The sequence below is a fragment of the Paraburkholderia bryophila genome, assembly GCF_013409255.1.
Taxonomy (GTDB): Bacteria; Pseudomonadota; Gammaproteobacteria; order Burkholderiales; family Burkholderiaceae; genus Paraburkholderia.
Genome location: NZ_JACCAS010000001.1, coordinates 378,374 through 404,785 on the forward strand (window position 1 = coordinate 378,374; position 26,412 = coordinate 404,785).

The window sequence follows — 26,412 nt, forward strand, 5'->3', positions numbered from 1 at the left end:
TCGAAAATCCAATAAGTGGAACGTTTTGTACCAATATGTTCCGATATGCGAAGGGCGACGCGGCAGCGCGCCGCGAGCGTTGCCGCCCGTGTCGTCAAACCCGGCCTTTCCACGGCACCAGTACGCGTTCGAGGTAGCGCATCAGCAGGTCGAAGCAGAGCGCGAAGAAGCCGATCACGATGATCCCCATGATCACGACATCGCTCGCCAGGAACTCCGCGGCGTTGAGCACCATGAAGCCGAGGCCGCTGGTCGACGCGACCATTTCGGCGGCCACCAGCGTGGTCCAGCCGACGCCGATGCCGATCCGCATGCCGGTGAAAATCTCCGGCATCGCCGACTTCAGGATCACGTACAGCACCACCTGCGTGCGTGAGGCACCCATCGAATACGCGGCGTGAATCTGTTCGATCGACACCGAGCGCACCCCGGCGCGCGCCGCGATGGCGAGCGGGGCGAAGATGGCCAGATAGATCAGCAGCACTTTCGAAAATTCGCCGATGCCGAACCAGATGATGATGAGCGGCAAATACGCGAGCGGCGGCAGGGGCCGGTAGAACTCGATGGGTGGATCGAAGGCGCCGCGCGCGAAACGCGACACGCCCATCATCACGCCGATCGGAATCGCCGTGACGCAGGCGAGCGCGAACGCGCCGAACACGCGCAGCAGGCTCACGCCGGTGTGCTGCGCGAGCGTCGAGTTGGCGAAGCCTTCGGTGGCGACGAAGATGAACTTCGCGTAGACGGCCTGCGGCGAGGGCAGGAACAGCGGCTTGATCCAGTGCAGGTTGGTCGCGGCGAACCAGAGGCCGAGAAACGCGGCCACGGTAATCAGACTCGTCACGACACTGCTGCCCTGGCCCGGCACGCCGAAGGTGTCGCCGGGGCGGGCGGGTTTCTTCGCCAGCACGCGGGTTTTGCGGCCTGGCCGGCGGGGTGGTTCGATTGGCTCGATCGGCGCGTTGGTGTCCATCGGCGAGACCTCGTGCTGCAGAACGGCTTGTGCGGATTTGGAACTAAACATGCGCCACCCCGGCTTCGGCGGCGTGCAGCTTCTCGTCGCCGTAAATGATGTTGAGGACCTGCTCGCGCATCGCGATGAAATCGGGACTCGATTTGATGGCGCGCGCGTCGCGCGTGTCGAGAAAACGGCGGTTGAAATCCAGCTCATACGTGTGCGTGATGCGCCCGGGTCGCGGCGACATCACGACCAGGCGGCTCGCCAGAAACAGCGCTTCCTCCACGCTGTGGGTGATGAAGAAGTACATCTTGCCGGTCTTCTTCCAGACGTCGAGCAGCAACTCCTGAATGGTCTCGCGGGTCAGTGCGTCGAGCGCGGCCATGGGCTCGTCCATCAGCAGCATGGCCGGGTCGCAGGTCAGCGCGCGGGCAATCCCCACGCGTTGCTGCATGCCGCCCGAGAGCTGATAGATCATGTGCTTGTGGAAGTCCTGCAGGCCCACCAGCGCGAGGTTGCGCACGGCAATCTCACGGCGCTGCGCGCGCGGCACGCCTTGCAGCTTGAGGCCGAATTCGGCGTTGTCGATCACGTTGAGCCACGGCAGCAGCGCGTGTTTCTGGAACACCACGCCGCGATCCGCGCCGGGGCCCGCGATCGGCTCGCCGCCGAGCAGCAACTCTCCCTGAGTCGGCGCGATGAAGCCGGCCATCAGCGACAGCAGCGTCGTCTTGCCGCAGCCGGACGCGCCCAGCGCCACCACGAAATCGCCCGGGCGGATGGTCAGGTTGATGTCGTCGAGCGCCCGCACGGTCTGGCCGGGCCGACGCCCTGGAAACGTCACGCTGACGTTTCTGATTGTCATGTTTTCCATGTTGCCTCCTGAAACGCCTGGATCTCTGTTGAAGCCCACGGCGACGTCACTTGAGTTTGGCCGCGGCTTCGGCATAGTCCGGCGTCACGAACTTCGAGTAGTCGGGCAGCACGGTGCCGATCTGCTTCTGGCCCTTGAGGAATTCCGAGGTGTCCTTGAGCGCCAGCGCCGCACGGCTCGATGCGCCGCCGCCGAGCCATTGCGCGGAGGCCTGTTCCTGCAGCGTCGGGAACGCGTACAGCGACAAAGAGTCCGGCACGTCGGCAGGTGTGCCGCCGATCATCTTCGCGATCGCCGCGGCTTGCGGCGAGGTCGCGTTCCATTGCGCCGGATTGGCGCGGTATTGCTGATCGGCGTCGGCGATGGCCTTGACGAGCTTCGCCATGAAGTCCTTATGCGCTTCGCCCCATTGGCGGTCCACCGCAATGCCGTCGAAGGTCGGCTTGCCGAGTTTCGACAGATCGCCCGACGTGATCAGCACCTTGCCGCTTTTCTTCAGCTCGGCGAGCGCGGGATTCCACACGTAGGCCGCGTCGATATCGCCACGCTCCCAGGCGGCGACGATCTGATTTGGCTGCATGTTCAGAATTTTCACGCTGGACGGATCGATGCCCCAGTGCTGCAGCGCGAACATCGTGTGATAGTGGGTCGTGGAGACGAACGGCACGCCGATCGTTTTGCCCTTCAGGTCGGCGGGTTTCGTGATGCCGGCGCCGTTGCGCACCACCATCGCTTCAGCCTGATTGATGTTGTCGAGAATCCAGAACAGTTGCAGATCGAGCCCCTGGCTGACTGCGGCGGCGAGCGGGCTGGAACCGATCACGCCGACCTTGACGTCGCCGGAGGCCAAAGCGGTCGCCACTTTCGCGCCCGACTCGAATTGCCGCCAGTTGATCTTGTAGCCGGTGGCTTTTTCGATCGAGCCGTTCGCAATGCCGACCACCCACGGATCGACGATCTGCTGATAGGCGATCGTGATCTCCTTGTCTTCGGCGTGGCTGGGCGTCGCCACGAGGGCGGCCGTGGCGGCGAACAGCAGCGACAGCACGCAGCGCGCCGTCCATTGGAACCAGGGCCTTGATGTCGAGTTTTTATGGCGTTTCATAATAGGTCTCAGAAGGTCTTGCCGATGGAGCAGGAAGATCGTGTGGCCACGACCGGTGCTTGTCCCGATCGCGTTTGACGGGGTGAGTCGAGTATCGTCATTAAAAAATGGAGCAAGTTAGTGCCAGACGGCGGCGATCGTTGAGTCCACATCCGCCCGGCTCCCTGTCATTTGAGGAGGAAGCATGTCCAGCCGTACCGCGACAGCCCTATGGACGCAGCGTTTTCAGCGTCCGGGCGACTCGACCATGAGCCTGCAAGGGCAGATCCGGCGAATGCTGGTGGCGGCGATTCTGGACGGCCAGTTGCCGCCGCAGACCGCGCTGCCGTCGAGCCGCGAATTGGCCGATCAATTGAGTGTCGCGCGCAATACGGTCGTGCTGGCTTATCAGCAGTTGGTTGAGGAGGGCTATCTGATTTCGCGCGAGCGCAGTGGGCACTTCGTCAATCCGGCGATGCTGGAAGGGCGTCACGGTTTCACGCAAACGCAGACGATCCCGACGAATACGCATGAAGACGCGCACGCGCGGCCAGATTGGGCGCAGCGGGTGCAGCGGCCGCCTTCCGCGCAGCGCAACATCGTCAAGCCTGGCAACTGGCAGAACTACGACTATCCCTTCATCTACGGACAATTCGACCAGACGCTGTTTCCCACCAACGACTGGCGGGAATGCTGCATGAAGGCGCTTTCGGTGATGGAAATCCGCAACTGGGCGCCCGATCTGATCGGCCGCGACGACGACACGCTGATCGAGCAGATTCGCACGCGCGTGCTGCCGCGACGCGGCGTGTTCGCCATGCCGGACGAGATCGTCATCACGATCGGCTGCCAGCAGGCGCTTTATCTGATCGCGGATCTGCTAGCCCGCGAGCGCACCACGGTGGGCTTCGAGAACCCCGGCTATCCGGACGCGCGCAACATCTTCGAGAATCGCAACGCGAGGCTGGTGCCGCTACCGATCGATGCGGGCGGCGTGCGTCCCGTCGAAGATGCCCACCTGTTCGCGCAGTGCGACTACGTGTACGTGACGCCGAGCCACCAGTGCCCGACCACGGCGACCATGCCGATCGACCGCCGCCATGCGTTGCTGGAACTCGCGCAGCAGCACGATTTCGTGCTGATCGAGGACGACTACGAAAGCGAGAACAACTTTTCGGGCACGCCGCATCCGGCGCTCAAGAGTCTGGATACGGCCGATCGCGTGATCTATATCGGCAGTCTGTCGAAGACGTTCGCGCCGGGTTTGCGGCTGGGTTATATCGTCGGACCACGCGAACTGGTGCTGGAGTTGCGCGCGCTGCGGCGGCTCATGGTGCGTCATCCGGCGGCCTATATTCAGCGCGCGTTCGCGACGTTTCTGTCGCTAGGTCATCACGATGCGTTGCTGCGTCGGCTGGCGTTTGCGTACCGCGAGCGCGCGTTGGCGCTGATGGCCGCGCTCGACGCGTATCTGCCCGAGGCCCGCTATCTGCCGGTGACGGGCGGCGCGTCATGCTGGGTGGAAGGGCCGCCATGGCTCGACGCGGAGCGCCTCGTCACCGACGCCGAAGCGCACGGCATTCTGATCGAGCGGGGCGACGTGTTCTTTATGGATGGGCTGGAGCAGAAGCACTGCTTCCGGATGGGCTTCTCGGCGATCAAGCTGGAAAAGATCGATGAGGGCGTGCGCCTGCTGGCCGGGTTAGTGCGTAAGCAGAAGCCCGCGGAAGGGTGAATCGGTGAATCGGTGAATGGGTGAAGCGGCCGGGAGCGTATCGCGCGATACGCGAACCCGGCGGTGCACGACAGACGCACAACGCACGCGCAATTTGCGCCTCACGCCACGTCAGAAGGTCTTGGCGAGTTCTCTAGCGGCTTCCTGAAGCCGCGGCACAAACTCCAGCGCCCGCGACAGCGGCGCGCGCGACACCGGCGCATGCACGGCGATCGCCGCGATACAGGTGCCGTTCTCATCCACCACCGGCGCCGCGACGCACACAATACCGGCCAGAAACTCTTCGTTATCGATCGCGATGCGCTTGTGCGCCGTACGGTCGAGTTCCGCTTCGAGTAACTCCGCGTCGGTAATCGTGTTCTGCGTGAAGCGTTCGAGCTTCAACGCGCGCACCAGCGCCGAGCGCTGTTCGCGCGGCAGCATGGACAACAGCAGCTTGCCGCTCGCGCTGCAATACGCGGGCACGTGCGAGCCCGGTTTGAGATCGAGACGTAACGGCCAGGGCGCTTCCATGCGGTCGAGATACAGCACCTCGGTTTCATGCAGCATCGTCAGATTGCAGGTCTCGCCGAGATCGGCCACCAGCCGCGCGAGGATCGCATGACGCAAGCGCCGCGTGCCGGGATGCATCACCACGCCCAACGCGAGTTGCGCGAGGCGCGGGCCGATCACATAGGCGTTCTTTTGCCCCGGTTCGCGGATCACCAGGCCGCCGGCCTCCAGCGAAGCGAGCATGCGATGCAGCGACGCCTTGGGCAGCGCGACGTCTTGTGCGATGTCGGCGAGCGACACCGGGCCGTCGCTGTTGACGAGGTGTTCGAGCAGCGCGAAGGCGCGCAGCGTCGGGGTATCCGCTTTGGTCATGCCTGCCGTTCCGGAAAATGGATCGGCGTCATTGTACCGTTCCGTTTCGGGCGGCCTGGCCTTCGTACGCGTGGTTTGCGCGGCGGCGCAAGCGTCGCTCGGATCGTACGGATCGCTCATCGGCAATGCGTCAGCGGTCATGGTTCGCGTGCTCCGTGGAGGTCGTGGCGGACAACAGCGGCGCGAGCTTCAGCGCCGCTTCCTTGAGCCGCGGCACGCTCTTGAGCAGATCGTTCAGACTCGCGCGCGCGGTGGGCGCGTGAATCGCCAGCGCCGCCAGCAGATGCGTGCCGCTCGCGTCGCGCACCGGCACCGCGACCGCCACCATGCCGCGCACCAGCTCTTCATTGTCGATCCCGATGCCGCGCACCGCGAGCCGGTCGAGTTCCGCTTCCAGCAGGTTCATCTCCGTCAGCGTGTTCTGGGTTTTACGTTCGAGCGTCAGCCGCGCCAGCATCGCGCGACGTTCTACGGGCGGCATCTGCGCGAGGAACAGTTTGCCGCTGGCGGTGCAGTGCAGCGGCACGCGGGTGCCCGGTTGCAGATGCAGGCGCAGCGGCTCGGCGGTCTCCACGCGTTCCAGATACAGCACCGTGTCGCGGTCGAGCGCGGTCAGGTTGCAGGTCTCGCCGAGCGCATCCACCAGCGCCCGCAGCAGCGAGCGGCAGGCGCGCCCGAAAGTGTTGTTGGCCAGCGTGGTGAGCGCGAGTTGCGCCGCTTTTGGCCCCAGGGTGATGCCGCGATCCGAGCCGCGCGAGTCGGGCAGATGCGTCACGTAGCCCTGCGCTTCGAGCGATTCGATCAGGCGCATCAGCGTGGCTTTGGGAATGTGCAGGCGCAGCGACAGTTGCGACAGCGAATACGGCTGTCCCGCCGCCGCCAGTTGTTCGAGCACCGCCAATGCGCGCAACGCCCGTGAATCTTCGGTCAGGGGTTCGCTGCGTGGGGACGGGCAGTGTGCCTGCATACGCTTCCTTGCTGTCGATCGAGGAGTGCCCGGCGTCCGCGACCGTTGCGCAGCGGGGCGGTCATTGCGAAAACTGAAACAAAAAATCGTGTTTCTGTTTCACATGAGCCGATCTTAGCGGGAATTTCTTGAACAAGAAACCGGCTGAACATAAATTTCAACGAAACATACCGGTTTTTATAAAACGCTCGCAATTCAGGTTGCGTGATCGGAGACACGTCACATGGCAGATCGATTCGACTTCGTGGTCGTCGGCGCGGGTTCAGCGGGCTGTGTGCTCGCCAACCGGCTTTCCGAAGGCGGCCGCTACTCGGTGTGTTTACTCGAAGCCGGCCCCGCCGATCGCTTCATGTGGATTCATATCCCCATTGGTTATGGCAAGACGATGTTTCACCCGGTCTACAACTGGGGCTTCTATACCGATCCCGATCCGAACATGCACCATCGCCGGCTTTACTGGCCGCGCGGCCGTACGCTCGGCGGCAGCAGTTCGATCAATGGCCTGATCTATGTACGCGGCCAGAAAGACGATTACGACCAGTGGGCGCGGCTCGGCAATCGCGGCTGGAGCTGGAACGAGTGTCTGCCGTATTTCAGGCGGCTGGAGCACAACGAACTCGGGGAAGGGCCGACGCGTGGCGTCGACGGGCCGTTGTGGGCCTCGACCATCAAGCAGCGGCATGAGCTGGTCGACGCGTTTATCGCGGCGTCCAATTCGTTAGGCGTGGCAAGCGTCGACGATTTCAACACGGGCGATCAGGAAGGCGTCGGCTATTACCAGTTGACGACCCGGCGCGGCTTCCGCTGTTCCACTGCGGTGGCCTATCTGAAGCCCGCGCGGCAACGCAAGAATCTGCACGTCGAAACGGATGCGATGGCCTCGAAAATTCTGTTCGAAGGCACTCGCGCCTGTGGCGTGCAATACCGGCAGCATGGCGAACTACGGGAAGTGCGCGCCAATCGCGAAGTGATCCTGACGGCCGGCGCGCTGCAGTCGCCGCAATTGCTGCAATTGTCGGGCGTGGGACCGGCTGCGCTGCTGCGCGAATTCGGTATTCCGGTGGTGGCCAATCGGGCCGGTGTCGGCGGCAATCTGCAGGACCATCTGCAGATCCGTCTGATCTATGAAGTCAGCAAGCCGATCACGACCAACGATCAACTGCGATCGTGGGCGGGCCGCGCAAAAATGGGCCTGCAATGGGCGCTGCTGCGCAGTGGTCCGCTGGCCGTCGGCATCAACCAGGGCGGCATGTTCTGCCGCGCGTTGCCGCAGGAATCGCCAACGCCGGATATCCAGTTTCATTTCTCGACGTTATCGGCGGACTCGGCGGGCGGCAACGTTCACGCGTTTCCTGGCTGCACGTATTCGGTGTGCCAACTGCGTCCCGAATCGCGCGGCGCCGTGCGGATTCGCAGCGCCGATCCGCGTGAAGCGCCGTCGATCCAGCCGAATTATCTCGACACTGACTTCGACCGTCGCACGACGATTGCCGGCGTGCGCTTTGCGCGCCGCGTTGCGGCGGCTGAGCCGATGGCCGGTCTGATGAAGCGCGAAGTGCGGCCCGGCGCGGACGCGCAGACCGACGACGAATTGCTCGAGTTCTGTCGGGAATACGGACAGACAATTTTCCATCCGTCTGGTACAGCGAAGATGGGGACGGCCGGCGATCCGCTCGCGGTGGTCGACGAGCGTTTGCGCGTGTACGGCACGCAGGGTTTGCGCGTGGTGGACTGTTCGATCATGCCGACGCTGGTGTCGGGTAATACGAATGTGCCGATCGTGATGGTGGCGGAAAAAGCGTCGGACATGATTCTCGACGACGCGCGTGGCGTCGATCGCGGCGCGGCCGTAGCGACGGCGGCGAAGGTGGCGGCTTAGAAGTTAGCAGGTGCAACACAGCAGGTGCAAAACAACGCGGCCGATACGCGCCGCGCAATGCAGTCGCGAGTCCGTCGCTTCACGAAAGGCTCGCTGTCTGCCAACAACACCCCCGGAGGAGACAACTGGGGTTTTCGTCCGGCCGCCCGTGAGCACGAGTGCTGAACACAGGTGGCATGGCCGTCCATTGAGGAGCAACTGCTATGGCAATCGATCCCCGTACTATCCGGCGCGTTGCGTTCGCCAGCGTGATCGGCGCGACCGTCGAATGGTATGACTTTTTCCTGTATGGCGTGGTCGCCGGCATCGTCTTCAACAAGCTCTATTTCCCGGCCAGCGATCCGCTGGTGTCCACGCTGCTCGCGTATTCGACCTTCGCGGTCGGGTTCGTTACGCGGCCGCTGGGCGGCGTGCTGTTCGGCCACTTCGGCGACAAGATCGGCCGCAAGTCGGCGCTGATCCTGACGCTGATCATCATGGGGATTTCGACGGCCGGCGTCGCATTCGTGCCGACCTATGCGCAGATCGGCATCTGGGCGCCGATTCTGCTGTTGTCGCTGCGCGTGTTGCAGGGCATTGGTCTCGGCGGCGAATGGGGTGGGGCGGTGCTGATGGCGTACGAATACGCGCCGCCCGAAAAGCGCGGGCTCTACGCGAGCTTGCCGCAGATCGGTCTGTCGATTGGCCTCTGTCTCGCGTCGGGGATGGTTGCGAGCCTGTCGCGCCTGCTGCCCGAAGCGGCGTTTCTGTCGTGGGGCTGGCGGATCGCGTTTGGCGCTTCGCTGGGGCTCGTGGTGATCGGCCTGTATATCCGCTCGAAAGTGATGGAAACGCCGGAATTTATCGCCCTCAAACGCGGCGGCCGTGAAGCCAGGATTCCGTTCGTCGATATGATCACGCGCTACCGCAGCGAGGTGATGCTCGGCATGGGCGCGCGTTATATCGACGGCGTGTTCTTCAATGTCTTCGCGGTGTTTTCGATCGGTTACCTGACGCAGCACGTCGCGATGAGCCGTACCGATGCATTGCTCGGCGTGATGATCGCGGCTGCCGTGATGTGTTTCTTCATTCCGCTGTTCGGCAGTCTGTCGGACCGGATCGGCCGCGCGAAGGTGTATTTCTGGGGTTCGCTGATTTGCGGCGTGTCGGTGTTTCCGTCGTTCTGGCTGATCGAAATGCAGCCGGGCAACACGCTGCTGATCTGGACCGCGATCGTGATTCCCTTCGGCATTTTCTACGCAATGGTCTATGGTCCGGAGGCTGCGCTGTTCGCCGAACTGTTCGACGCGAAAGTCCGCTATACAGGCATCTCGTTCGTGTATCAGTTCTCGGGCATCTTCGCTAGCGGCCTCACGCCGATCATCGCGACGATCCTGATGCGGTTGAACGGCGGCAAGCCGTGGACCGTGTGCGCGTATGTGCTGTTCTCGGCGCTGGTGTCGGCGTTGTCGGCGCGTGCGATAGAACGGAGGCGAGCGGGTGCGTTTGATTCGGTGGTGCACGCGCAGTGAGTGGGCGGGCGTGTTCAGCTAGCGTGTAAGTCGCGGCGCGTGTTGTTGCGGGTTGCAGCCCGCCGCTTATGCGAGCACGCTGCCGCGCTCGCGCGGTGAGTCATCGCCCCCGTCACTCGCGAAACGTCTTCGCGGTTTCCTCCGCCGCGTAGCGCAGATCGGGCACGAAGGCGAGCAGATCGTCGAGCGTGACTCGGCCTACCGGCGCCTGAACCGCAATCGCTGCGCACGCGCGATTGCGGTCCAGCATCACCGGCACGGCGATCGCAATCAGCCCTTGCAGATGCTCCTGATTGTTGATCGCGAGCAGGCGCCGCCGCGTGGTCGTCAACTCCTTGCGCAACGCGTCGCGGTCAGTGATCGTCCGTTCCGAATAGCCGCGTAGCGGCAGCGTTTCGATCACACGTTCGCGCCGGTCTTTCGGCAGAAAACTCAGCAGCAGTTTGCCGCTCGCCGAGCAATGCAGCGGCACGTGCGAGCCGGGTTGCAAATGCATCCGCAGCGGCCATTCGGTTTCGACGCGGTCCACGTAGACCACGTCGTTGCCGGACAGCATGGTCAGATTGCAGGTCTCGCCGATCTTCGCCACCAGTTGTTCCAGCAAAACGTGCCGCGCCGCAGCAGGTCCGGCGTGCATCAGCACGTTCACGGCCAGCATCCGCACGCGCGGCGAGCACTCGTACAGACGGTCGCCCGCGCCACGCGTGACGAGCCACGCGTCCATCAATTGCACGAGGATGCGGTGCACGGTCTGCTTGGGCAGGCCGAGCGCGTTGACGAGCTCCGTCATCGACAACGGGCTGCCCGCTTCGGCCAGCGTTTCTAGCACGCGAAACGCGCGCACCGCCGCTGCATTCGACTGATTCGACGTCGACATTCCGCTCCCTTGCCCACGTGGCGATAAGTCTGATTTTGCATCGGATCGAGCAGTTTTCGGGACTGTGGAAAGTACCGAATTCCGCACTTTCCGATGCGCGCGATTGGGCTGCGACGCTTAGCGCGAAAAACGGGACTTCGGCCTGCGCGCCGGTGGCTAGATTGGTAGCACTGCAATCGAAACCGCTACCCGGAGCACACCGATATGAACATCAGGGCCACAGGAGCCGAAATCGCGGGCGATCGCACCGACGGCGAAGCCGAACGTGTGGTTGCCGCACTCGTGGCGAAAGCACGCGCGGCGCAGCGCGTTTTCGAAAGCGCGGGACAGGAGGCGCTCGACACTGCGGCCGCCGCGGCCGCGTGGGCCATCATGGAGCCGCAGCGCAACCGACAGCTTGCCGACCTCTCGGTAAGCGATACGGGTCTCGGCAACGCGGACGACAAGTTCCGCAAGAACTATCGCAAGACACTGGGTTTGCTGCGCGATCTGCATGGCCAGAAAACCACCGGCGTGATCGCGCGCGACGACGCCAGCGGGATCGTCGAAATCGCCCGCGCGGTTGGCGTGGTCGCGGCGATCACGCCGTCGACCAATCCGGCCGCGACGCCGGCCAACAAGATCATCAACGCGCTCAAATGCGGCAATGCGGTCATCGTTGCGCCGTCGCCGAAGGGGTATTCCTCTTGCGCGTTGCTGATCGGGTTCATTCACGCGCAGTTCGCCAAGGCCGGGCTCGACCCCGATCTCGTGCAGATGCTGCCCGCGCCGATCAGCAAGGCCGCGACCGCCGCGTTGATGCGGCAGTGCGATCTGGTGGTCGCCACCGGTTCGCAGGCGAATGTGCGGATGGCGTATGCGAGCGGCACGCCCGCGTTCGGCGTGGGGGCGGGCAATGTCGCGTCGATCGTGACCGCGTCCGCGGATCTGCATGATGCGGCGCAAAAAATTCTGCGCTCGAAGACCTTCGACAACGCAACGAGCTGTTCGTCCGAAAACAGCATCGTGATCGAAGAGGCCGTGTATCAGCCGATGCTGGCCGAACTGGCCGCCTGTGGCGGCGACCTGCTCGACGCCGCGCAGAAAGCCCGCCTGCAGGCGGCGATGTGGGTCAACGGCAAGCTTTCCGAGCACTGCACCGCGAAATCCGCCGAGGTCATCGCGCGCGTGGCGGGTCTCGACGAGGTGGCCGAGCGGCATCCCGCGTTTCTGATGGTGGAAGAGAGCGGCGCCGGCAGCGACTATCCGTTCTCCGGCGAAAAACTCTCGCCGGTATTAACCGTCTATCGTGCGGCGAATTTCGACGCCGCTGCTGACGTGGTGCGCGACATCTACGCGTACATGGGCGCCGGCCATTCGGTCGGCCTGCATTCGAGCGATGCCGCGCAAGCGGTGCAACTCGGCGTGAGCTTGCCGGTGGCGCGCGTGATCGTGAATCAGGCGCATTGCCTCGCGACCGGCGGCAATTTTGACAACGGTCTGCCGTTTTCACTGTCGATGGGCTGCGGCACGTGGGGCCGCAACAACTTCTCGGGCAACCTGGGTTTCCGCCACTACCTGAACACGACGCGGGTCGCTTACCCGATCGAAGAGCGCGTGCCGGACCCGGACGACCTGCTCGGCGACTTCTTCGCGAGGGTCGGACGATGAACACGCCCGCCACGCTTCGCGCGCTGATCGACGAGCGCGCCGCGCAGTCTCCCGACAAGCCTTTTCTGCTGGCTGCGCTCGACGACGATGAACCGGTCGCCCCCGAGCGTCGCGCGACCGTGCTGACGTTCGGCGCATTGCGCGACGACTGCCGCGTGCTGGAGACGCGTTTCAGGGACGCCGGGCTGCGGCCGGGCGATGTGATTTCGGTTTTCATGGGCAACGGCATCCAGACCGCGCGACTGCTGCTCGCCGCGATGTACAGCGGTCTGGTGGCGAATCCGCTGAATCTGTTGTGCCAGCCGTCGCAGGTGCGCTATATCGTCGGCCATTCGGATACGCGGATGATCTTCGCCGCGCGCGACACGCACGCCACGATCGAAACGGCGCTCGCCGGTCTGCGCGCCGAAGGGCTGACGCGCGAGATCGCGTTGATTGAAACGGAACCGGACGATCCGGCGCCGCCGTTGCTAATGCGATGCGAGCCTGCCTTGGCGGAAACCGGAGCGCAGGGCGCGGGGCTGGCGGCGGTTTCGGCTTCCGCGGCCGCGGCCGCTCCGCTTGCGCCGCGCAGCGTCCCGCAACTTGCCACCGAAGCACTCGCCGACGCCTCGACCGAACCCACCGCCAGCGACATCGCGTTGCTGATGTACACCTCAGGCACCACCGGCACGCCCAAAGGCGTGCTCCTGACCCACCGCAACCTGGTTGCGAACGCACGCAATATCACCGCCGAACATCGGCTGAACGCGGACGATCGCGTGCTCGCGTCGCTGCCGCTTTATCACATCAACGGTCTCGTCGTGACGCTGCTCGCGCCGCTGTTTCATGGCGGCTCGGCGGTGATGACGCCGCGCTTTTCCGCGCGCACGTTCTGGCGCGACGTCGCGTTGCATGCGTGTACGTGGATCAACGTGGTGCCGACCATCGTCGCCTATCTGCTCAATGCCGACGAAGCCTGCACCTACGATCTGGCCGCGCTGAAGTTTTGCCGCAGCGCGTCGGCGGCGTTGCCGGCCGACCATCATCGCGCGTTCGAGGCGCGCTTCGGCATCGGCGTGATCGAAACGATGGGCATGACCGAAACCGCCGCGCCGGTGTTCAGCAACCCGTACGAGATGGCACGACGGCGGGTGGGCAGCATCGGCCTGCCTTCGGGCGGCGAAGCGCGCGTGATCGATCGCGACGGACGCGACTGCGCCGCCGACGAATGCGGCGAGTTGATTCTGCGCGGCGAGCAGGTGATGGGCGGCTACTACAAGCGCCCCGACGAAACCGCCGCCGCGTTCACCGCCGATGGCTGGCTGCGTACCGGCGACCTCGGTTATCGCGACGCGGACGGCTACTTCTACATCAACGGCCGCGCGAAGGAACTGATTATCAAGGGCGGTGAAAACATCGCGCCACGCGAAATCGACGAAGCGTTACTGCGCCATCCGGGCGTGCTGGATGCCGCGGCGGTCGGCGTGCCCGATCCGGCGTATGGGCAGGACATCGTCGCCTTCGTGGTGCCGCGTCTGAACGACGGACGCGCCGCGCCCGACCCGGCCGAACTCCGCGAGCACTGCCTGCGTGAACTGGGCCGCTACAAGACGCCGAAGGAATTCCGTTTCGTCGACGAATTGCCGCGTGGGCCGTCGGGCAAGGTGCAGCGACTGAAGCTGGTGCCCACATGAGTGACGGTGAAGCAGGGGCGTTGAAGCAGGGGCGTCGAGCCACGCGGAAAAGTGCCGAAGAGCCAGAGAGCCAATCAACCGCGCACCGCATCGCGCCAGCAGTAGCAGCAGAACGGCAGCATCGAACGGCGGTTGATCGACACCGCTCTCGACACACAAAAGACAGCAACTACGTTGCATGGAGACAGCATGGAAACGCGCATCCGGCGTATCAAAACACGCCATATCATCCTGGCGGTCATGTGTCTGATGTACTTCATCTCATACATCGATCGTGTGAACATTGCCGTAGCCGGTCCCTTGATCCGTCATGAGATGGGCCTCACCACGGTCCAGCTCGGCCTGGTGTTCTCGGCCTTCGCGTATCCGTACGCGGCGATGCAGATCGTCGGCGGCTGGCTCGCCGACAAATTCGGGCCGAAACTGGTGCTGACCGTGCTGTCGCTGATCTGGGGCGTGGCCACGCTCGCCACCGGTTTCGCGGGCAGCGTGACCATGCTGGTGCTGATGCGCTTCGCGCTCGGCATAGGCGAAGGCGGTGCGTTTCCGACCGCGACCCGCGCGTTCACCTACTGGATGCCGGTTGCCGAACGCGGCTTCGCGCAAGGCATCACGCACAGCTTCGCGCGCCTGGGCGGCGCCGTCACGCCGCCGCTCGTGCTCGCGGTGGTGGCCACCGGCGGCTGGCGCGATGCGTTCATCCTGCTCGGTATCGCCAGCCTCGCGTGGACGGTGCTGTACCTGTTCGTGTTCACGAACTCGCCGGAGCAGAACCGCCGCATCACGCCTGAAGAAACCAACGAAATCGGCTATCACACCGGCGATTGCGACCGCGCGAAACACGCGGCGACGCCGTGGCGCAAACTGATTCGGCGCATGTGGCTCGTGACCTTCGTCGACTTCTGCTATGGCTGGCTGTTGTGGGTGTATCTGACCTGGTTGCCGTCCTATCTGCGCGAATCGCGCGGCTTCGATCTCAAGCAACTGGCGCTGTTCACCGCGTTGCCGCTGCTGGCGGGCGTGGTGGGCGATACGCTCGGCGGCGTGGTGTCGGACAAGCTCTTCAAGATCACCGGACGCCTGCGCTTTGCGCGCTGCTCGGTGCTGGTGGTCGGCATGGGCGGATCGCTGGTGTTTCTGGTGCCGATGGTGTCCGCCACGAATCCGCTCACCGCCGTGTGGTATCTGTCGGCGTCGTTCTTCTTCCTCGAAATTACCAATCCGGTGCTGTGGACCTTGCCGCTGGATATCGCCGGTAAATACGCCGGCACGGCCGGCGGCATGATGAATACCGGCTTCGGCGTGGCGGGGATGATCTCGCCGGTCGTGTTCGGCTATCTGATCGAGAAGACCGGCAGCTACAACGTGCCGTTCACGATCTCGGCGGGGCTGCTAGCGGTCGGCGTGCTGGCCGCGCTGTTCATCGACACCAGCAAGACCGTCGAGGCCGACGAGGAGCGCGAACGTGCGACCGGTGTGCCGCTCGACGGCATGCCCGCGTTTCTGCATGCGGGGCCGGCGGTGCGGTTGGAGCGGCATCACCTGCGCCGGCCGTTGCGGTGGTGGAAGTGAGAGCGGGCGCTTATTCGACAGCCGGTTTAAGCGCCGGTAAACGCCAGATCAATGGGTTGCGCGGCTCGCTGCCGTGCCCCAAGGTTTCCTGGAGAAAGGCGATGAACGTCACCAGCTTCGGTGGCAGGTTCGCGTCGGGCAGATGCACCAGATGGATGGGCCAGGTTTGCGCCGGCCAGTCGGGAAACAGACGAACGAGGCGGCCCGCGTCCAGATCTTCCTGCAGCATCATCTGAGGTTGGAAAATTATCCCCAATCCCGCGAGCGCGGCCTCGCGAAGCGCCAGACCGCCATTGACGTCGAGGCGGCCTCGCACCGGGATGTGCTCCACACCTTTGCCGTCGGGACGTGGAAAGACCCACTCGCGTTCGGGGCCGGTCGCGACCATAAAGGCCAGACAGTTGTGCTGGGCGAGATCGGCGGGCACCCGCGGATGCCCATGCCGCGCCAGATAGTTCGGCGACGCGCAGGCAATGCGCGGCGAACAGGCCAGCGGCCGTGCGATCAAGCCGGAGTCCGGCAGCACGCCGGCGCGAATGGCGGCGTCGAAGCCGTCTTCCGCCAGATCGACAAAGCGGTCGTTCAGTGACAGTTCGACCTGCACCTCGGGATAGCGGTCGAGGTAAGCGGCAAGCGCCGGGACGAGCACACGCGTGCCATAGATCACAGGACAGCTCACCCGCAGTCGGCCACGCGGCGTGCTCTGCATCTCGCGCGCATCCAGTTCGGCGGAGTCCACCAGCGCCAGGATTTCGAGGCACCGCGCGTGATAGCGCTTGCCGAGTTCGGTCAGACTCTGACGTCGCGTGGTGCGATTCAGCAGACGGCCTTTGAGGCGCCGCTCCAACTCGCGGATGTGGTTGCCGACCATCGTCGGCGTCATGCCGCTGCCTTCGGCCGCCGCGGTGAAGCTGCCGCATTCGACCACGCGCGCGAACATGGTCATGCTGCTAAATCGATCCATTCGCAAGTCCTGTTAAGAGGTGATCGAAGGAAAGTTGCGTTTATCAACTTTGACTTAAGAATAATACTGGTGTCCTTGCTTCACTCACAGCCAACTTGCAAGGACTTTCCAATGATTACTCCAGACATGAAGCTTCGGGATCAACGCGTCGTCCTGTTGGGCGGCACATCGGGCATAGGCCTCGCCACGGCGCATGCCGCGCTGGCAATGGGTGCCTCGGTGATCGTGGTTTCGTCGAGCGCCCAGCGTGTTGCCGACGCCGTGAGCGGGCTCGGTGAGCGGGCCTCCGGATACACGGTCGATTTGAGTGATCAGTCCGCCGTGCGCGGCTTGTTCGAACAACTCGGGCCGTTCGATCATCTGGTCTACAGCGCAGGCGATTCGCTGCAAACCGGGGCGCTCGCCGAGATGGATCTCGACACGGTCCGTCGGGTTTTCGATGTGCGTGTCTTCGGAGCCATTGCCGCCGTAAAACATGCCACGCCGTATCTGCGTCCCGGTGGCTCCGTGGTACTGACGAGCGGAGTCGCCAGCCTGCGGCCGCAGCGGGGTTGGGTGGCGCTTGCGAGTGCCTGTAGCGCCATGGAAGGCCTCGTGCGGGCGCTGGCGGTGGAGTTGGCGCCCGTTCGCGTCAACCTCGTGAGCCCGGGGCTGGTACGCACGCCGCTGTGGGCCAACTTGCCGGATGCGGACCGTGAGGCGCTTTTTGCGGCGAGTGGGGAAGCGTTGCCGGTGGGGTATGTCGCCGAGGCCGACGATCTTGCGCACGCTTATGTTTATTTGATGATCAACCGGTATGCCACTGGACAGACCGTCGTGGTGGATGGCGGCGGGGTGTTGGTTTGAGGGCGGTGCTGCGCGGTTGATTTTTTTTCATAGCGATCCTTATCGTCCAACCCGGCCGGCTTTCGTTACGGCCGACCGCTCATTTTCCTGAAGACTAGCGGCATCGTCTTTGCATCCATGGCTTCCATGTCCACCAGCTAGGCGCGTGGCGGCGTGATTGTTGGCGGCTGTTCTGAAAGCGGCGGCACGATCCCATCCACCGATGCGGGACATACGGTGCTTCAAGTGCGGCGATTTCATCCTGCATAAGTGAGAAGTCGAGCGCGCTGATGGCGGTAGCAAGGTGCTCCGGCCTGGTCGCCCCGACGATCGGAGCCGTGACGCCCGGCCTCGATAGCAACCAGGCGAGCGCAACATGCGCGCGCGGCACCCGGTGAACTTCGGCGATACGCGCCACGACCTCGACCACCTTCCGGTCGTGGGCTTCCGCGTTCTGATACATCTTCAGCGCGAAGGCGTCGTTCTGCGTGCGGCGCGTATTTTCGCTCCAGTCGCGCGTCAGCCGTCCTCGGGCCATCGGGCTCCATGGAATGACCCCGACGCCCTGATCGGCGCAAAAGGGCAACATCTCGCGCTCCTCTTCCCGATAAAGAAGGTTGTACTGCGGCTGCATGGCAACGAAACGTGTCCACCCGTTGCGCTCAGCGACGTGCTGCATCTTGGCAAAGCGCCATGCCTCCATGGATGACGCGCCGATGTAGCGAGCTTTCCCCGCCTTCACGATGTCGTGCAGCGCCTCCATGGTTTCCTCGATAGGCGTGCCATGGTCGAAGCGGTGGATCTGGTAGAGGTCGACATAGTCCATCCCGAGCCGGCTCAGGCTGTCGTCGATCGACTGGAGCAGCGCCTTGCGCGAGAGGAATCCGGTATTGGGCGAGTTGCGCCACGGAAAGAAGGCTTTGGTGGCGACGACGATCTCTTCGCGCCGCGCCATGTCGTTGAGCGCCCGTCCCGTGATTTCTTCGGAACTCCCGTTCGAATAGATATTTGCCGTGTCGAAGAAATTGATGCCCGCGTCGAGGGCCTGCCGAAAAAACGGACGAGACGCCGCTTCGTCCAGCGACCACGGCTGAGGTAGGCGGTTTGGCTCCCCATAGCTCATGCAGCCGAGGCAAAGGCGTGAGACTTTCATTTCTCCGGCAAGCGCGCGTTGCGCTGGAGGCACTTGATGCCGCGGTTGATACCGTTGCCGCGCAGCGAGCCGTGGCTAGCGGACGAGTCCGCATTTCGACGAGCTCGGCCTTCGGGCGCGATCATGTGCTGCCGGCGCTACCTGCACTGTTAGGTCGGTACCCCGGCCTGTCCATTGAGGTCGATTTTGATGATCGGGTCGTCGATATTGTGCGGGATGGCTACGACATTGCCGTTAGGGGCGGCAACATCCCTGATTCAGCCCTCGTGACCCGTCCGGTCTGTCGCTTGAATGCGGTGCTGGTTGCCTCTCCCGAATACCTGGCGATGCATGGTGCACCGCAAACCCCTGAAGCATTGCAAGCGCATCGGCTCATCGCGCGGCGATTTCTGACCGGTCAGGTCTCCCAGTGGAACTTCAAGGCCGAGGACGGAAGTATCACAACACTGGACCCTGGGAACAGAGCGATGCTCACGCTATCTGCGCCCGAATCCCTCGTTCAGGCAGCATGCGATAGCGTTGGCATTGCCGAAGTCGGGGTTCATCTTGCCTGGGATCATCTGCGTTCCGGTTCGTTGAAGATAATCCTCCATGACTTCCACCAGCCCGGAACATACGAGATGGTGATTCAGTACCCGCATCGGGCACTGATAGCACCACGCGTGCAAGTCACATTGAAACACCTGCTGGAAGCGCTCGCCGCAGATGAAAAACTGCACGTGCCGATGGACGCCCTGGATGTCTACGCCGCATAGCGGTCCCCTCGCCAGGAGCAGGCATTCGAAGTCGCTTCGAGGATCGTCGACAATCTCGCAGTGGCTGTCGCGGATGGACTTCGGATCACGCCGTTAGTCGAACGTTTCAAGTAGTTTGAATCCTTGACGCCAATCACCAAGGCCGCTCTCTCCATTGAGATGCCCCTGCGCGCCGACGTCGATCAGCTCGCTACCCCACGCTGCTGCGCGGGCGCGTGCGAAGTCTGAGCTGCCATAGGGATCATTGGTGCTGGACACGATGGTCGTCCGAAACAGTAGCGGCTCCGATGGCAACGGCGTGAATCCGCTCGCGACCACCGCGGGGAATACCGGCGCAGCCGGGTCCGGCACGGCGACAAGCAGCGCGCCACGGATTCGGGTTGCGTGGCGGGCGGCCCAATGCACCACGGCCAGACATCCGAGGCTATGCGCCACGATGACTGTTTCCTCGCCGATTTCCGCTACCTGACGTTCGATCGCCGACACCCAATCGTCGCACACGACCTGATCCCAATCTTCGACCTCGAGGCGCCGCCAATCCGAATGCGTCGCCTGCCACACGCTCTGCCAGTGCGACGGGCCGGAGTTACCGATGCCTGGAACAACAAAAACGGGATGGTCCATCTGCCAACTCTCCATCAGTGAATGAGCAACCAGTGTAAAAGTTTGCGAATTCAGGCAACATCGCGAATCAAATGAATTGACGGCGATATACATCAAAATTGATGGAAATTGAAGGATTTCGCAAATGAAACCAAGGCAGGTAGCGTTGGACAGGCTTGACTGGCGGATACTCGAGGCGCTCCAGCGCAATGCACGTATCAGCAACACCGAGCTTGGCAAGCAGATTGGACTGTCGCAACCCGCTGTCACTGCGCGCATCAAAAGACTGGAAGAGCAGGGCGTTATCGAGGGTTACGCGGCGCGAATCAATCCGGGCCTGGTGGGGCGCGGCATCGCGGCGATCGTGCGGATCCGCACCACGCACGCTCAGATCAAGCATTGCCTGAGCGCCTTCGAAGCGATGCCTGAAATCGTCGAGGCGCACCGGATCACCGGCGAGGACTGTTTCATGGTCCGCATTGTGGTCGAAGAGATGACACAACTCGAAGCGGCAATCGACGCGCTGGCCAGATTCGGACCGGTAACGACCTCGGTCGTGCTGGCGAGCTATCCGCCGAAGACGATCTCCGGATCTCAACCTTGACCGGCACCACGTTGATATCGGGCGCACCCTACGCGTTGGTATCTCCCGTCACCCGGCCCTGAATGTCTGTCGGCCGAAGGATTTTTTCAACCAGGCGTGCCGACATCTCGCGACTCAACCGCCTTTGCAAATTGGCAAGCAACCGGTTCCGCGTCCCAACAACCTGATAGCTTCGATTGCGATCCAGTGCCCACAATGCATCCTGCACCACACTCGCGACGGGCATCGGTGTGCCGACAGCAGCCTCCTTTGCGCCAACGACATAAAAAAGGCGGTTTGCGTCGCGCCGGGACATAGCGCGACGACCCGAATGCCGCGATGCCGGTTCTCAGCCCAAACGGCTTCTGAAAATGACAGGAGAAAAGCCTTGGTTGCGCCGTAGACGGCCATATAGGGATCGGGCTGGAAGGCGGCGGTTGACGCGACGTTGATGATCACGCCATCGGATCGCGCCTGCATGCCCGGCAGCAGAAGATGAGTCAGTTCGATTGCGGCCATACAGTTCACCAGCACTTCATCGCGCTGGCGCGTCCACGGAATCGTTTCGAAGCGCCCGTAAGCCGCAAAGCCCGCATTGTTGATGAGGATATCGACGACCGTGCCGGTAGCCTTCAGGTGATGACCGATCGTGTGTACGGCGCCAGTAGCGCTCAAGTCGACCGTCAGGAAATCGGCGTCGCACGTATAGTCGCGTCGCAGTTCGACGGCGAGTTCGCGCAGCTTGTCGTGAGAGCGGGCGATCAGCAGAAGTTTCGCACCACGTCTGGCCAACGCATAGGCGAACGCACGCCCGATACCTGACGACGCGCCCGTGACGAGTGCTGTTTTTCCTCGAAAATCGAAACGATTTTTCATGGCCGCTCGGTCTGCTGGACAAAGCAACACAACCTCACGCGACAAATACGTACAAGCGCTATTCCGAACTCTCGTTACAGCGGATACGGCTGATCGTTCACGCGAAGGCGTTGGGCTTCACGCTCGCGGAAATTGGCGACGTCATTCAGGTATGGGATAGTCCGACGTTCGGTGTTGCGCAAAAGGTCGCGTGCCTGCAAGCAAAGCTCACAGAACTCGACGAAAAGAGTCACGCGTTGACCACGCTGCGCGCAGGGCTGCCGAATGCGCTAGCCAAAGTAGGCAGCGATTGTGTCGAAGAACAAATCGCGTGGTGACGTGCTGTTGGCGAAAGCGATAAGCCGTCTCAAACGGGAGCGTCAATGGCCGCTTCGGTTGCAAGGGAGAGTCCGTTCGGGTCGAGGGCGGTCCGTCGCGACAGGTGGGGTTCAGTTTCGTCGTGAATGCCTGGTGTGGGACCGGGTTCGGCCGAGGCTGTGTGAAAACGACCTTATCGCCTAAACTGAATTAACGCGTTGAGACCGGGTGACTCATGAAGCGATTCGTTGAAGGCGATGACCGCAAGCAGGTCGCATTACTTCCCGAATGCGTCGATGACTACATCGAACAGGACAACCCGGTCAGGATCATAGACGTCTTCGTCGATGAACTGGATCTTGCGGAACTCGGCTTCAACGGCGCCACGCCGGCCACCACAGGTCGCCCCTCGTATCATCCGGGCGTGATGCTCAAGCTCTACATCTACGGCTATCTGAACCGTGTACCTTCAAGCCGGCGTCTTGAGCGCGAATGTCAGCGCAATGTCGAGATGATGTGGTTGACAGGTCGGCTGGCACCTGACTTCAAGACGATTGCCGACTTTCGCCGTGATAACGGTGCGGCTATTCGCAACGTCTGCAAGCGCTTCGTCGAATTGTGTCGCGGGATGAAGTTGCTGACCAGTGACACCGTGGCCATCGACGGCAGCAAGTTCAAGGCAGTGAACAGTCGGGACAGGAATTACACGGCGGGCAAGATCGATAAGCGCCAGCAGCAGATCGAGGAAAGCGTACAGCGATATCTCGACGCGATTGAAACCGCGGACCGGATCAATCCGACGGGCTTCGATGTGAAGACCGTAGACCTGTACGGGAAGATCGCCCGTTTGCGTCAGCAGATGCGCGAACTCGAACAGATCAGAAAGGAGTTGAAGAAGCAGCCGGACCAGCAACTGTCGCTCACAGATCCGGATTCCCGCTCCATGACCAGTAGTGGCAAAGGGACCGGAACGGTGGGCTACAACGTGCAGGCGGCTGTAGACACAAAGCATCACCTGATCGTTGAACACGAGGTGACGAATGTCGGAAACGATCGCGGACAACTCAGCAGGATGGGCGTGTCGGCCAGCAAGGCGATGGGCAGGACGGGACTGAAGGTGCTAGCCGATCGGGGCTACTACAGCGGTCCTGAGATTCGTGCGTGCGAGCAGGCTGGCATTACCGCCTATGTGCCCAAACCGCTCACCTCGGGCTCACGGAAGAAAGGTCTCTTTACGAAGCGCGACTTCATCTACGCCAAAAAGGACGATGAGTACCGGTGCCCGGCAGGCGAGCGCGCCATTCGACGGTTCACGACAGTTGAGCACGGTATGAATCTGCAGGTGTACTGGCCCAGTGCCTGCCCGGAATGCCATCTGAAGGAGCGATGTTCTACCAGCGCCTATCGCCGCATCCGACGTTGGGAGCATGAACATGTACTGGAAGCCATGCAGCGTCGGCTGGAACGCAAGTCTGATGCAATGACCATCCGCAGAAGCACCGTCGAACATGTCTTCGGCACGCTCAAACACTGGATGGGGTCCACACACTTCCTCACGCGCACGCTGGCGCGGGTGAGTACCGAAATGAGCCTTCAGGTATTGGCGTACAACATCAGGCGCGCCATCAACATACTCGGTGTTGAACGAACGATGAAAGCCATGAAGATAGCTGGAAGCTGACGCCCCGAGGGGCTTATTTGCGCCTGCGATGTTCGATTAGCCTGAACCCGATGCATTAAACTTGATCGACCTGGCTGGCAACCTTGCCATCTGCGGCAAAAGTTGAGTTTCCACACAGCCTCGGCCAAAACCGGTCGGTCGACATAGGCATTCAGATCGTCAACAAACGGGCACTCTGAGGCGCTAACGCGCCGACAGACGATGCCGCGGCTCGTCTAAAATCAAGCCCGGCTCCAACTACCACTGAACGCAGTGAATTTCCATCTGACTATTCGAACCGCGCGAGGCGCTGATGCTGACATCCTTCAGTCGCTGTATCGTCAGTTGCTCGACGACGAGAACGTCAAGGCAACGGCGCACCAAATCCAGATTCTTGAGGACGACGCTCGTACTCGGTTGCTAGTCTGCGAGATTGATGGTCGTATTCGCGGTACCGTATTGGTTTGCCTCTGTGCGGATGCCATGTACGCCGGACAGCCTTTCGCCGTAGTTGAAAATCTCGTCGTTGATCAGGAATGCCGTGGGAATGGCATCGGGCGGGCACTGCTACGTGAGGTCGAGCAATTCTGTCGATCGCGAGACTGTTCGAAGATGATGCTTCTTAGTTCGGCGGCTCGCATCGACGCGCACCGATTCTTCGAGCAGTTTGGCTTCCTTGGTGACCGAAAGCGAGGTTTCGTCAAATACCGCAGCCAGTTTGCTGAAACGGCTTGCAATCCTCCGTCGCTCGCCGGCCAGAAACGGATGGTCGACGACAGCATGTAAATCGTTGAAAATCTCGCGTCGTAGGTTCGAGTGCAGCTCACCTTAGTGTTTTTTCATTACGGAGACTCCTCAACGGAGATATGAGCGATGGCCTTGAAAAGCATCCGCCGGGCAACGGCAGATGATGTACCCATACTTACACAGATTCGAAACGATGCGCATGCGAAGAAGGTCGCCTACCGCGACTATGCATGGGGGAAAGACGGGGACGGGTTTTCGGAAAACTGGGTACGAAACAATGTGTCTCAAAAGGAAGTGTATGTAGTTGAACTGGAAGGCACCCCAGTCGCAACGTTTTCGCTCGTTCTGGATGAGGACAAGCATTGGGGGCCTCAAGAACCGATCGCCGGTTATATCCATGGTCTTTCTGTGCGGAAGGACTTTAACGGACGTGGACTTGGCAGCTTTGTGCTTGATTGGTGCGGTGACAAAATTAGCGCCTTGGATCGGCGTTTTATTCGACTCGACTGCGCCGTCCACAACGCAAAGCTGTGTGCCTATTACGAGTCGTTTGGATTCATCCGCGTAGGGCAATACGTCGAGCCAGAGACCGGTGGCTATGTATGGTCACTCTACGAGAAAGCGGCGAATCCGTTGCGCAAGCGGCCATCGGCCAGGCTTTTAATAACCACTCCAAAGCGGCGCGTGTTGTTATTCCGTTTCGCCCACAAATCTGGCGCCCTCGCTGGGACGGCCTATTGGGCAACGCCGGGCGGCGGTGTCGAGCATGGCGAGACGTTTGCAGACGCGGCGATACGCGAGCTCCGCGAAGAAACAGGCATTCGCAAGGCGCGGATATCACAGCCAGTGGGACGACGCGAACTGCTCTTGCAGTTGCCGGACGGCGAGCACGTGTTCGCCGTCGAGCAGTATTTCGTCGTCGATACCGACACGGAATCCATTTCACGCGACAGTTGGACCGCCGAAGAGAAGGAAGTGATGGTGGATCATCAATGGTGGAGCCGGGACGAACTGTCCAGCACCACCGAGACTGTCTACCCTGAAGAGCTAATTCAGATGCTCGATAACGCCGGAGTTTTCGGCGCTGAACGTCCGCTATGAAGCAAACCAGACGGCCGGAATGGGTCGGGAGTGTGAGTTCGCCAACGCAGGAAGTTTCCGTCCGGCTGCTTGATGTCGCCATTGTCAGCAATCAACCCCATTGCTGACGCAGAACCCAGCCCATCTCCCATCTTAATGACGGGTCAGGCCGAATTACTGTCCTTAAGCGGGCGGTCTGCGCCGACCGCCCCGCAGAGTTAGCAGCCCCTTGTGGGTGCGACCGCGCAACTCGCGGCACTGGGCGGGCCTGCCTGCCGATCGGCGACGCGCCAAACGACAGCAATCAGTTCTACCGCCATGTCGCGAGGAGGCGGCCTTTGGTTTGAAGGCGGGTGTAAACGCTAGAATCGCAGTTCGCCAGACCCTGGGTAGGAGTCTGGAACCAATGCAGAACTTGAAAGTAGTGAGGAATATGATATGGAGAAAGGTAGGCTTATTACAATCGCTTTCACCATCGTCGCGGCATCCTTAACTGGTTGCGCGAGCGTGGCCGAAAAAAATGCGGACCAGTGCGAACATATGATGCAAAGCAAAGCAGAACCCGCGCTCGTTTCGGTAAGCGAAAAGCAACCTTCGCCTGACGGCCGTTCCGTACTCGTAACTGGCATGATCGAAGATGAGCGCTCAAATACAGTCGTACCTGCAAAAGTGGAATGCCGGTTCGACGGCAAGTCGCTCGCAGCCTTTCATTGGTTAGCTCCCGCCACGTTGGGGGATTCAGACGACACGCATGCCAACGCCCAAAAGTTGTCATCCAAGTCTCCGAAGTGACGCCTGAACTGGTTGACGCCATGAAACGCCTGCTCCCCGAGTTATCTTCGTCAGCATCGCGGCCTCAGAGAAACGCTACCGCGAGGGGACGGACTCGAATCATGACGATGAGTGCCGCATTTTCGGGCGTTCGAGATTGACACTCCGATGCCGGCATCCTGCATGTCGCGTCAACGGGCGACTGGAGACTGCTTTCTCAACTCCTGCTTGATACAGTACGGTCTCTCGAAGGTATTCAGAGAGTGAGGCAGCTGTTTTCAGCGGCGATCTTCGACATGGACGGCCTGCTCGTCGATTCCGAGCGCACGATCATGAACACTTGGATCACGGTGGGATTGGACCTTGGAATTCCATTGTCGGCTAACGATTACCTTCGTATTGTCGGAAGGTCGTCTACGGAACGCGAACTGATCCGCCTTCGATTGCCATC

At 62.0% G+C, this 26,412-nt stretch carries 22 protein-coding genes and 3 pseudogenes; 15 read left to right on the forward strand and 10 right to left on the reverse strand.

What is annotated here, in order from left to right; genetic code table 11:
• Positions 1–94 precede the first annotated feature (94 nt).
• Genes GGD40_RS01635 through tauA form a run of 3 tightly spaced genes read right to left on the reverse strand, consistent with a single transcriptional unit; the run spans position 95 to position 2,937 of the window.
• Positions 95–1,024, reverse strand: a complete 930-nt coding sequence (locus GGD40_RS01635; RefSeq protein ID WP_179742605.1) for an ABC transporter permease subunit — start codon at positions 1,022–1,024, stop codon at positions 95–97.
• Entirely contained in the window at positions 1,017–1,832 is an 816-nt protein-coding gene (locus tag GGD40_RS01640; RefSeq protein WP_179704324.1) for a taurine ABC transporter ATP-binding protein, read from the reverse strand. Before GGD40_RS01640 ends, GGD40_RS01635 begins: the two co-directional genes overlap by 8 nt.
• A 46-nt stretch (positions 1,833–1,878) precedes the next feature.
• The gene (tauA, locus tag GGD40_RS01645) at positions 1,879–2,937 is read right to left on the reverse strand and encodes a taurine ABC transporter substrate-binding protein (RefSeq protein WP_179742606.1); all 1,059 of its coding nucleotides are present in this window, start codon (positions 2,935–2,937) and stop codon (positions 1,879–1,881) included.
• 184 nt (positions 2,938–3,121) lie between these two features.
• On the opposite strand from tauA, the gene pdxR reads away from it, so the two are divergent.
• Entirely contained in the window at positions 3,122–4,651 is a 1,530-nt protein-coding gene (pdxR, locus tag GGD40_RS01650) for a MocR-like pyridoxine biosynthesis transcription factor PdxR (protein WP_179704327.1), read from the forward strand.
• 111 nt (positions 4,652–4,762) lie between these two features.
• On the opposite strand, the gene GGD40_RS01655 is transcribed toward pdxR, so the two are convergent.
• Both GGD40_RS01655 and GGD40_RS01660 read right to left on the reverse strand, forming a co-directional pair.
• On the reverse strand, positions 4,763–5,515 hold the full coding sequence (locus GGD40_RS01655) for an IclR family transcriptional regulator (protein WP_179708638.1): 753 nt from the start codon (positions 5,513–5,515) through the stop codon (positions 4,763–4,765).
• A gap of 130 nt (positions 5,516–5,645) precedes the next feature.
• The gene (locus tag GGD40_RS01660; protein WP_179704328.1) at positions 5,646–6,482 is read right to left on the reverse strand and encodes an IclR family transcriptional regulator; all 837 of its coding nucleotides are present in this window, start codon (positions 6,480–6,482) and stop codon (positions 5,646–5,648) included.
• Positions 6,483–6,705: 223 nt separating this feature from the next.
• Here GGD40_RS01660 and GGD40_RS01665 point away from each other — a divergent pair, with 223 nt between their 5' ends.
• Both GGD40_RS01665 and GGD40_RS01670 read left to right on the forward strand, forming a co-directional pair.
• Complete coding sequence (locus tag GGD40_RS01665) at positions 6,706–8,361, forward strand: GMC family oxidoreductase (RefSeq protein WP_179742607.1); 1,656 nt, start codon at positions 6,706–6,708, stop codon at positions 8,359–8,361.
• Positions 8,362–8,564: 203 nt separating this feature from the next.
• Positions 8,565–9,872 (forward strand): MFS transporter, encoded by a 1,308-nt coding sequence (locus GGD40_RS01670; RefSeq protein WP_179742608.1) that lies wholly within the window; start codon positions 8,565–8,567, stop codon positions 9,870–9,872.
• 112 nt (positions 9,873–9,984) lie between these two features.
• Here GGD40_RS01670 and GGD40_RS01675 read toward each other — a convergent pair whose 3' ends face one another.
• Positions 9,985–10,749 carry an IclR family transcriptional regulator gene (locus GGD40_RS01675; protein WP_179742609.1) on the reverse strand — a complete coding sequence of 255 codons (765 nt, stop codon included), beginning with the start codon at positions 10,747–10,749 and terminating at the stop codon, positions 9,985–9,987.
• 204 nt (positions 10,750–10,953) lie between these two features.
• Here GGD40_RS01675 and sauS point away from each other — a divergent pair, with 204 nt between their 5' ends.
• The 3 genes from sauS to GGD40_RS01690 all read left to right on the forward strand — a co-directional run bounded on the left by sauS (position 10,954) and on the right by GGD40_RS01690 (position 15,647).
• Positions 10,954–12,399, forward strand: coding sequence for an acylating sulfoacetaldehyde dehydrogenase (sauS, locus tag GGD40_RS01680; RefSeq protein WP_179742610.1), 1,446 nt, complete (start codon positions 10,954–10,956; stop codon positions 12,397–12,399).
• Complete coding sequence (locus tag GGD40_RS01685) at positions 12,396–14,075, forward strand: AMP-binding protein (RefSeq protein WP_179742611.1); 1,680 nt, start codon at positions 12,396–12,398, stop codon at positions 14,073–14,075. The genes sauS and GGD40_RS01685 overlap by 4 nt, the downstream gene beginning before the upstream one ends.
• A gap of 189 nt (positions 14,076–14,264) precedes the next feature.
• Positions 14,265–15,647, forward strand: coding sequence for an MFS transporter (locus GGD40_RS01690; protein ID WP_179742612.1), 1,383 nt, complete (start codon positions 14,265–14,267; stop codon positions 15,645–15,647).
• A 10-nt stretch (positions 15,648–15,657) separates the two neighbouring features.
• Here GGD40_RS01690 and GGD40_RS01695 read toward each other — a convergent pair whose 3' ends face one another.
• Entirely contained in the window at positions 15,658–16,611 is a 954-nt protein-coding gene (locus tag GGD40_RS01695) for a LysR family transcriptional regulator (protein WP_179742613.1), read from the reverse strand.
• 111 nt (positions 16,612–16,722) lie between these two features.
• Between GGD40_RS01695 and GGD40_RS01700 the strand changes: the two genes are divergently transcribed.
• Entirely contained in the window at positions 16,723–17,457 is a 735-nt protein-coding gene (locus GGD40_RS01700) for an SDR family oxidoreductase (protein WP_257030309.1), read from the forward strand.
• Positions 17,458–17,551: 94 nt separating this feature from the next.
• On the opposite strand, the gene GGD40_RS01705 is transcribed toward GGD40_RS01700, so the two are convergent.
• On the reverse strand, positions 17,552–18,589 hold the full coding sequence (locus GGD40_RS01705; RefSeq protein ID WP_179742614.1) for an aldo/keto reductase: 1,038 nt from the start codon (positions 18,587–18,589) through the stop codon (positions 17,552–17,554).
• Between GGD40_RS01705 and GGD40_RS01710 the strand changes: the two genes are divergently transcribed.
• Positions 18,577–19,344 carry a substrate binding domain-containing protein gene (locus tag GGD40_RS01710; protein WP_373565245.1) on the forward strand — a complete coding sequence of 256 codons (768 nt, stop codon included), beginning with the start codon at positions 18,577–18,579 and terminating at the stop codon, positions 19,342–19,344. The two genes, GGD40_RS01705 and GGD40_RS01710, sit on opposite strands and share 13 nt — an antisense overlap.
• A 93-nt stretch (positions 19,345–19,437) precedes the next feature.
• Here the strand turns inward: GGD40_RS01710 and GGD40_RS01715 are convergent, their stop codons facing one another.
• Positions 19,438–19,968, reverse strand: coding sequence for an RBBP9/YdeN family alpha/beta hydrolase (locus GGD40_RS01715; protein WP_179742616.1), 531 nt, complete (start codon positions 19,966–19,968; stop codon positions 19,438–19,440).
• Between the two features lie 124 nt (positions 19,969–20,092).
• Between GGD40_RS01715 and GGD40_RS01720 the strand changes: the two genes are divergently transcribed.
• Positions 20,093–20,551 (forward strand): Lrp/AsnC family transcriptional regulator, encoded by a 459-nt coding sequence (locus GGD40_RS01720; protein WP_179704344.1) that lies wholly within the window; start codon positions 20,093–20,095, stop codon positions 20,549–20,551.
• Positions 20,552–20,579: 28 nt separating this feature from the next.
• Here the strand turns inward: GGD40_RS01720 and GGD40_RS01725 are convergent.
• Positions 20,580–21,406, reverse strand: a pseudogene (locus GGD40_RS01725) (SDR family NAD(P)-dependent oxidoreductase).
• A gap of 5 nt (positions 21,407–21,411) precedes the next feature.
• On the opposite strand from GGD40_RS01725, the pseudogene GGD40_RS01730 reads away from it, so the two are divergent.
• The 6 genes and pseudogenes from GGD40_RS01730 to GGD40_RS01760 form a co-directional block, all read left to right on the forward strand.
• Positions 21,412–21,723 (forward strand): annotated as a pseudogene (locus tag GGD40_RS01730) (MerR family DNA-binding protein); the annotation flags it as partial.
• Positions 21,724–21,938: 215 nt separating this feature from the next.
• Positions 21,939–23,384: an IS1182 family transposase gene (locus tag GGD40_RS01735; RefSeq protein WP_179742617.1), complete on the forward strand. Its 1,446-nt coding sequence runs from the start codon at positions 21,939–21,941 to the stop codon at positions 23,382–23,384.
• Between the two features lie 252 nt (positions 23,385–23,636).
• The gene (locus GGD40_RS01740) at positions 23,637–24,149 is read left to right on the forward strand and encodes a GNAT family N-acetyltransferase (protein WP_218900782.1); all 513 of its coding nucleotides are present in this window, start codon (positions 23,637–23,639) and stop codon (positions 24,147–24,149) included.
• 87 nt (positions 24,150–24,236) lie between these two features.
• A complete protein-coding gene (locus GGD40_RS37305; RefSeq protein ID WP_218900784.1) occupies positions 24,237–25,211 on the forward strand; it encodes a GNAT family N-acetyltransferase in 975 nt (324 codons plus the stop codon).
• A gap of 417 nt (positions 25,212–25,628) precedes the next feature.
• Positions 25,629–25,982 (forward strand): hypothetical protein, encoded by a 354-nt coding sequence (locus GGD40_RS01755; RefSeq protein WP_179704353.1) that lies wholly within the window; start codon positions 25,629–25,631, stop codon positions 25,980–25,982.
• Between the two features lie 275 nt (positions 25,983–26,257).
• Positions 26,258–26,407: pseudogene (locus tag GGD40_RS01760) on the forward strand (HAD family hydrolase); the annotation flags it as partial.
• Between the last annotated feature and the right edge of the window lie 5 nt (positions 26,408–26,412).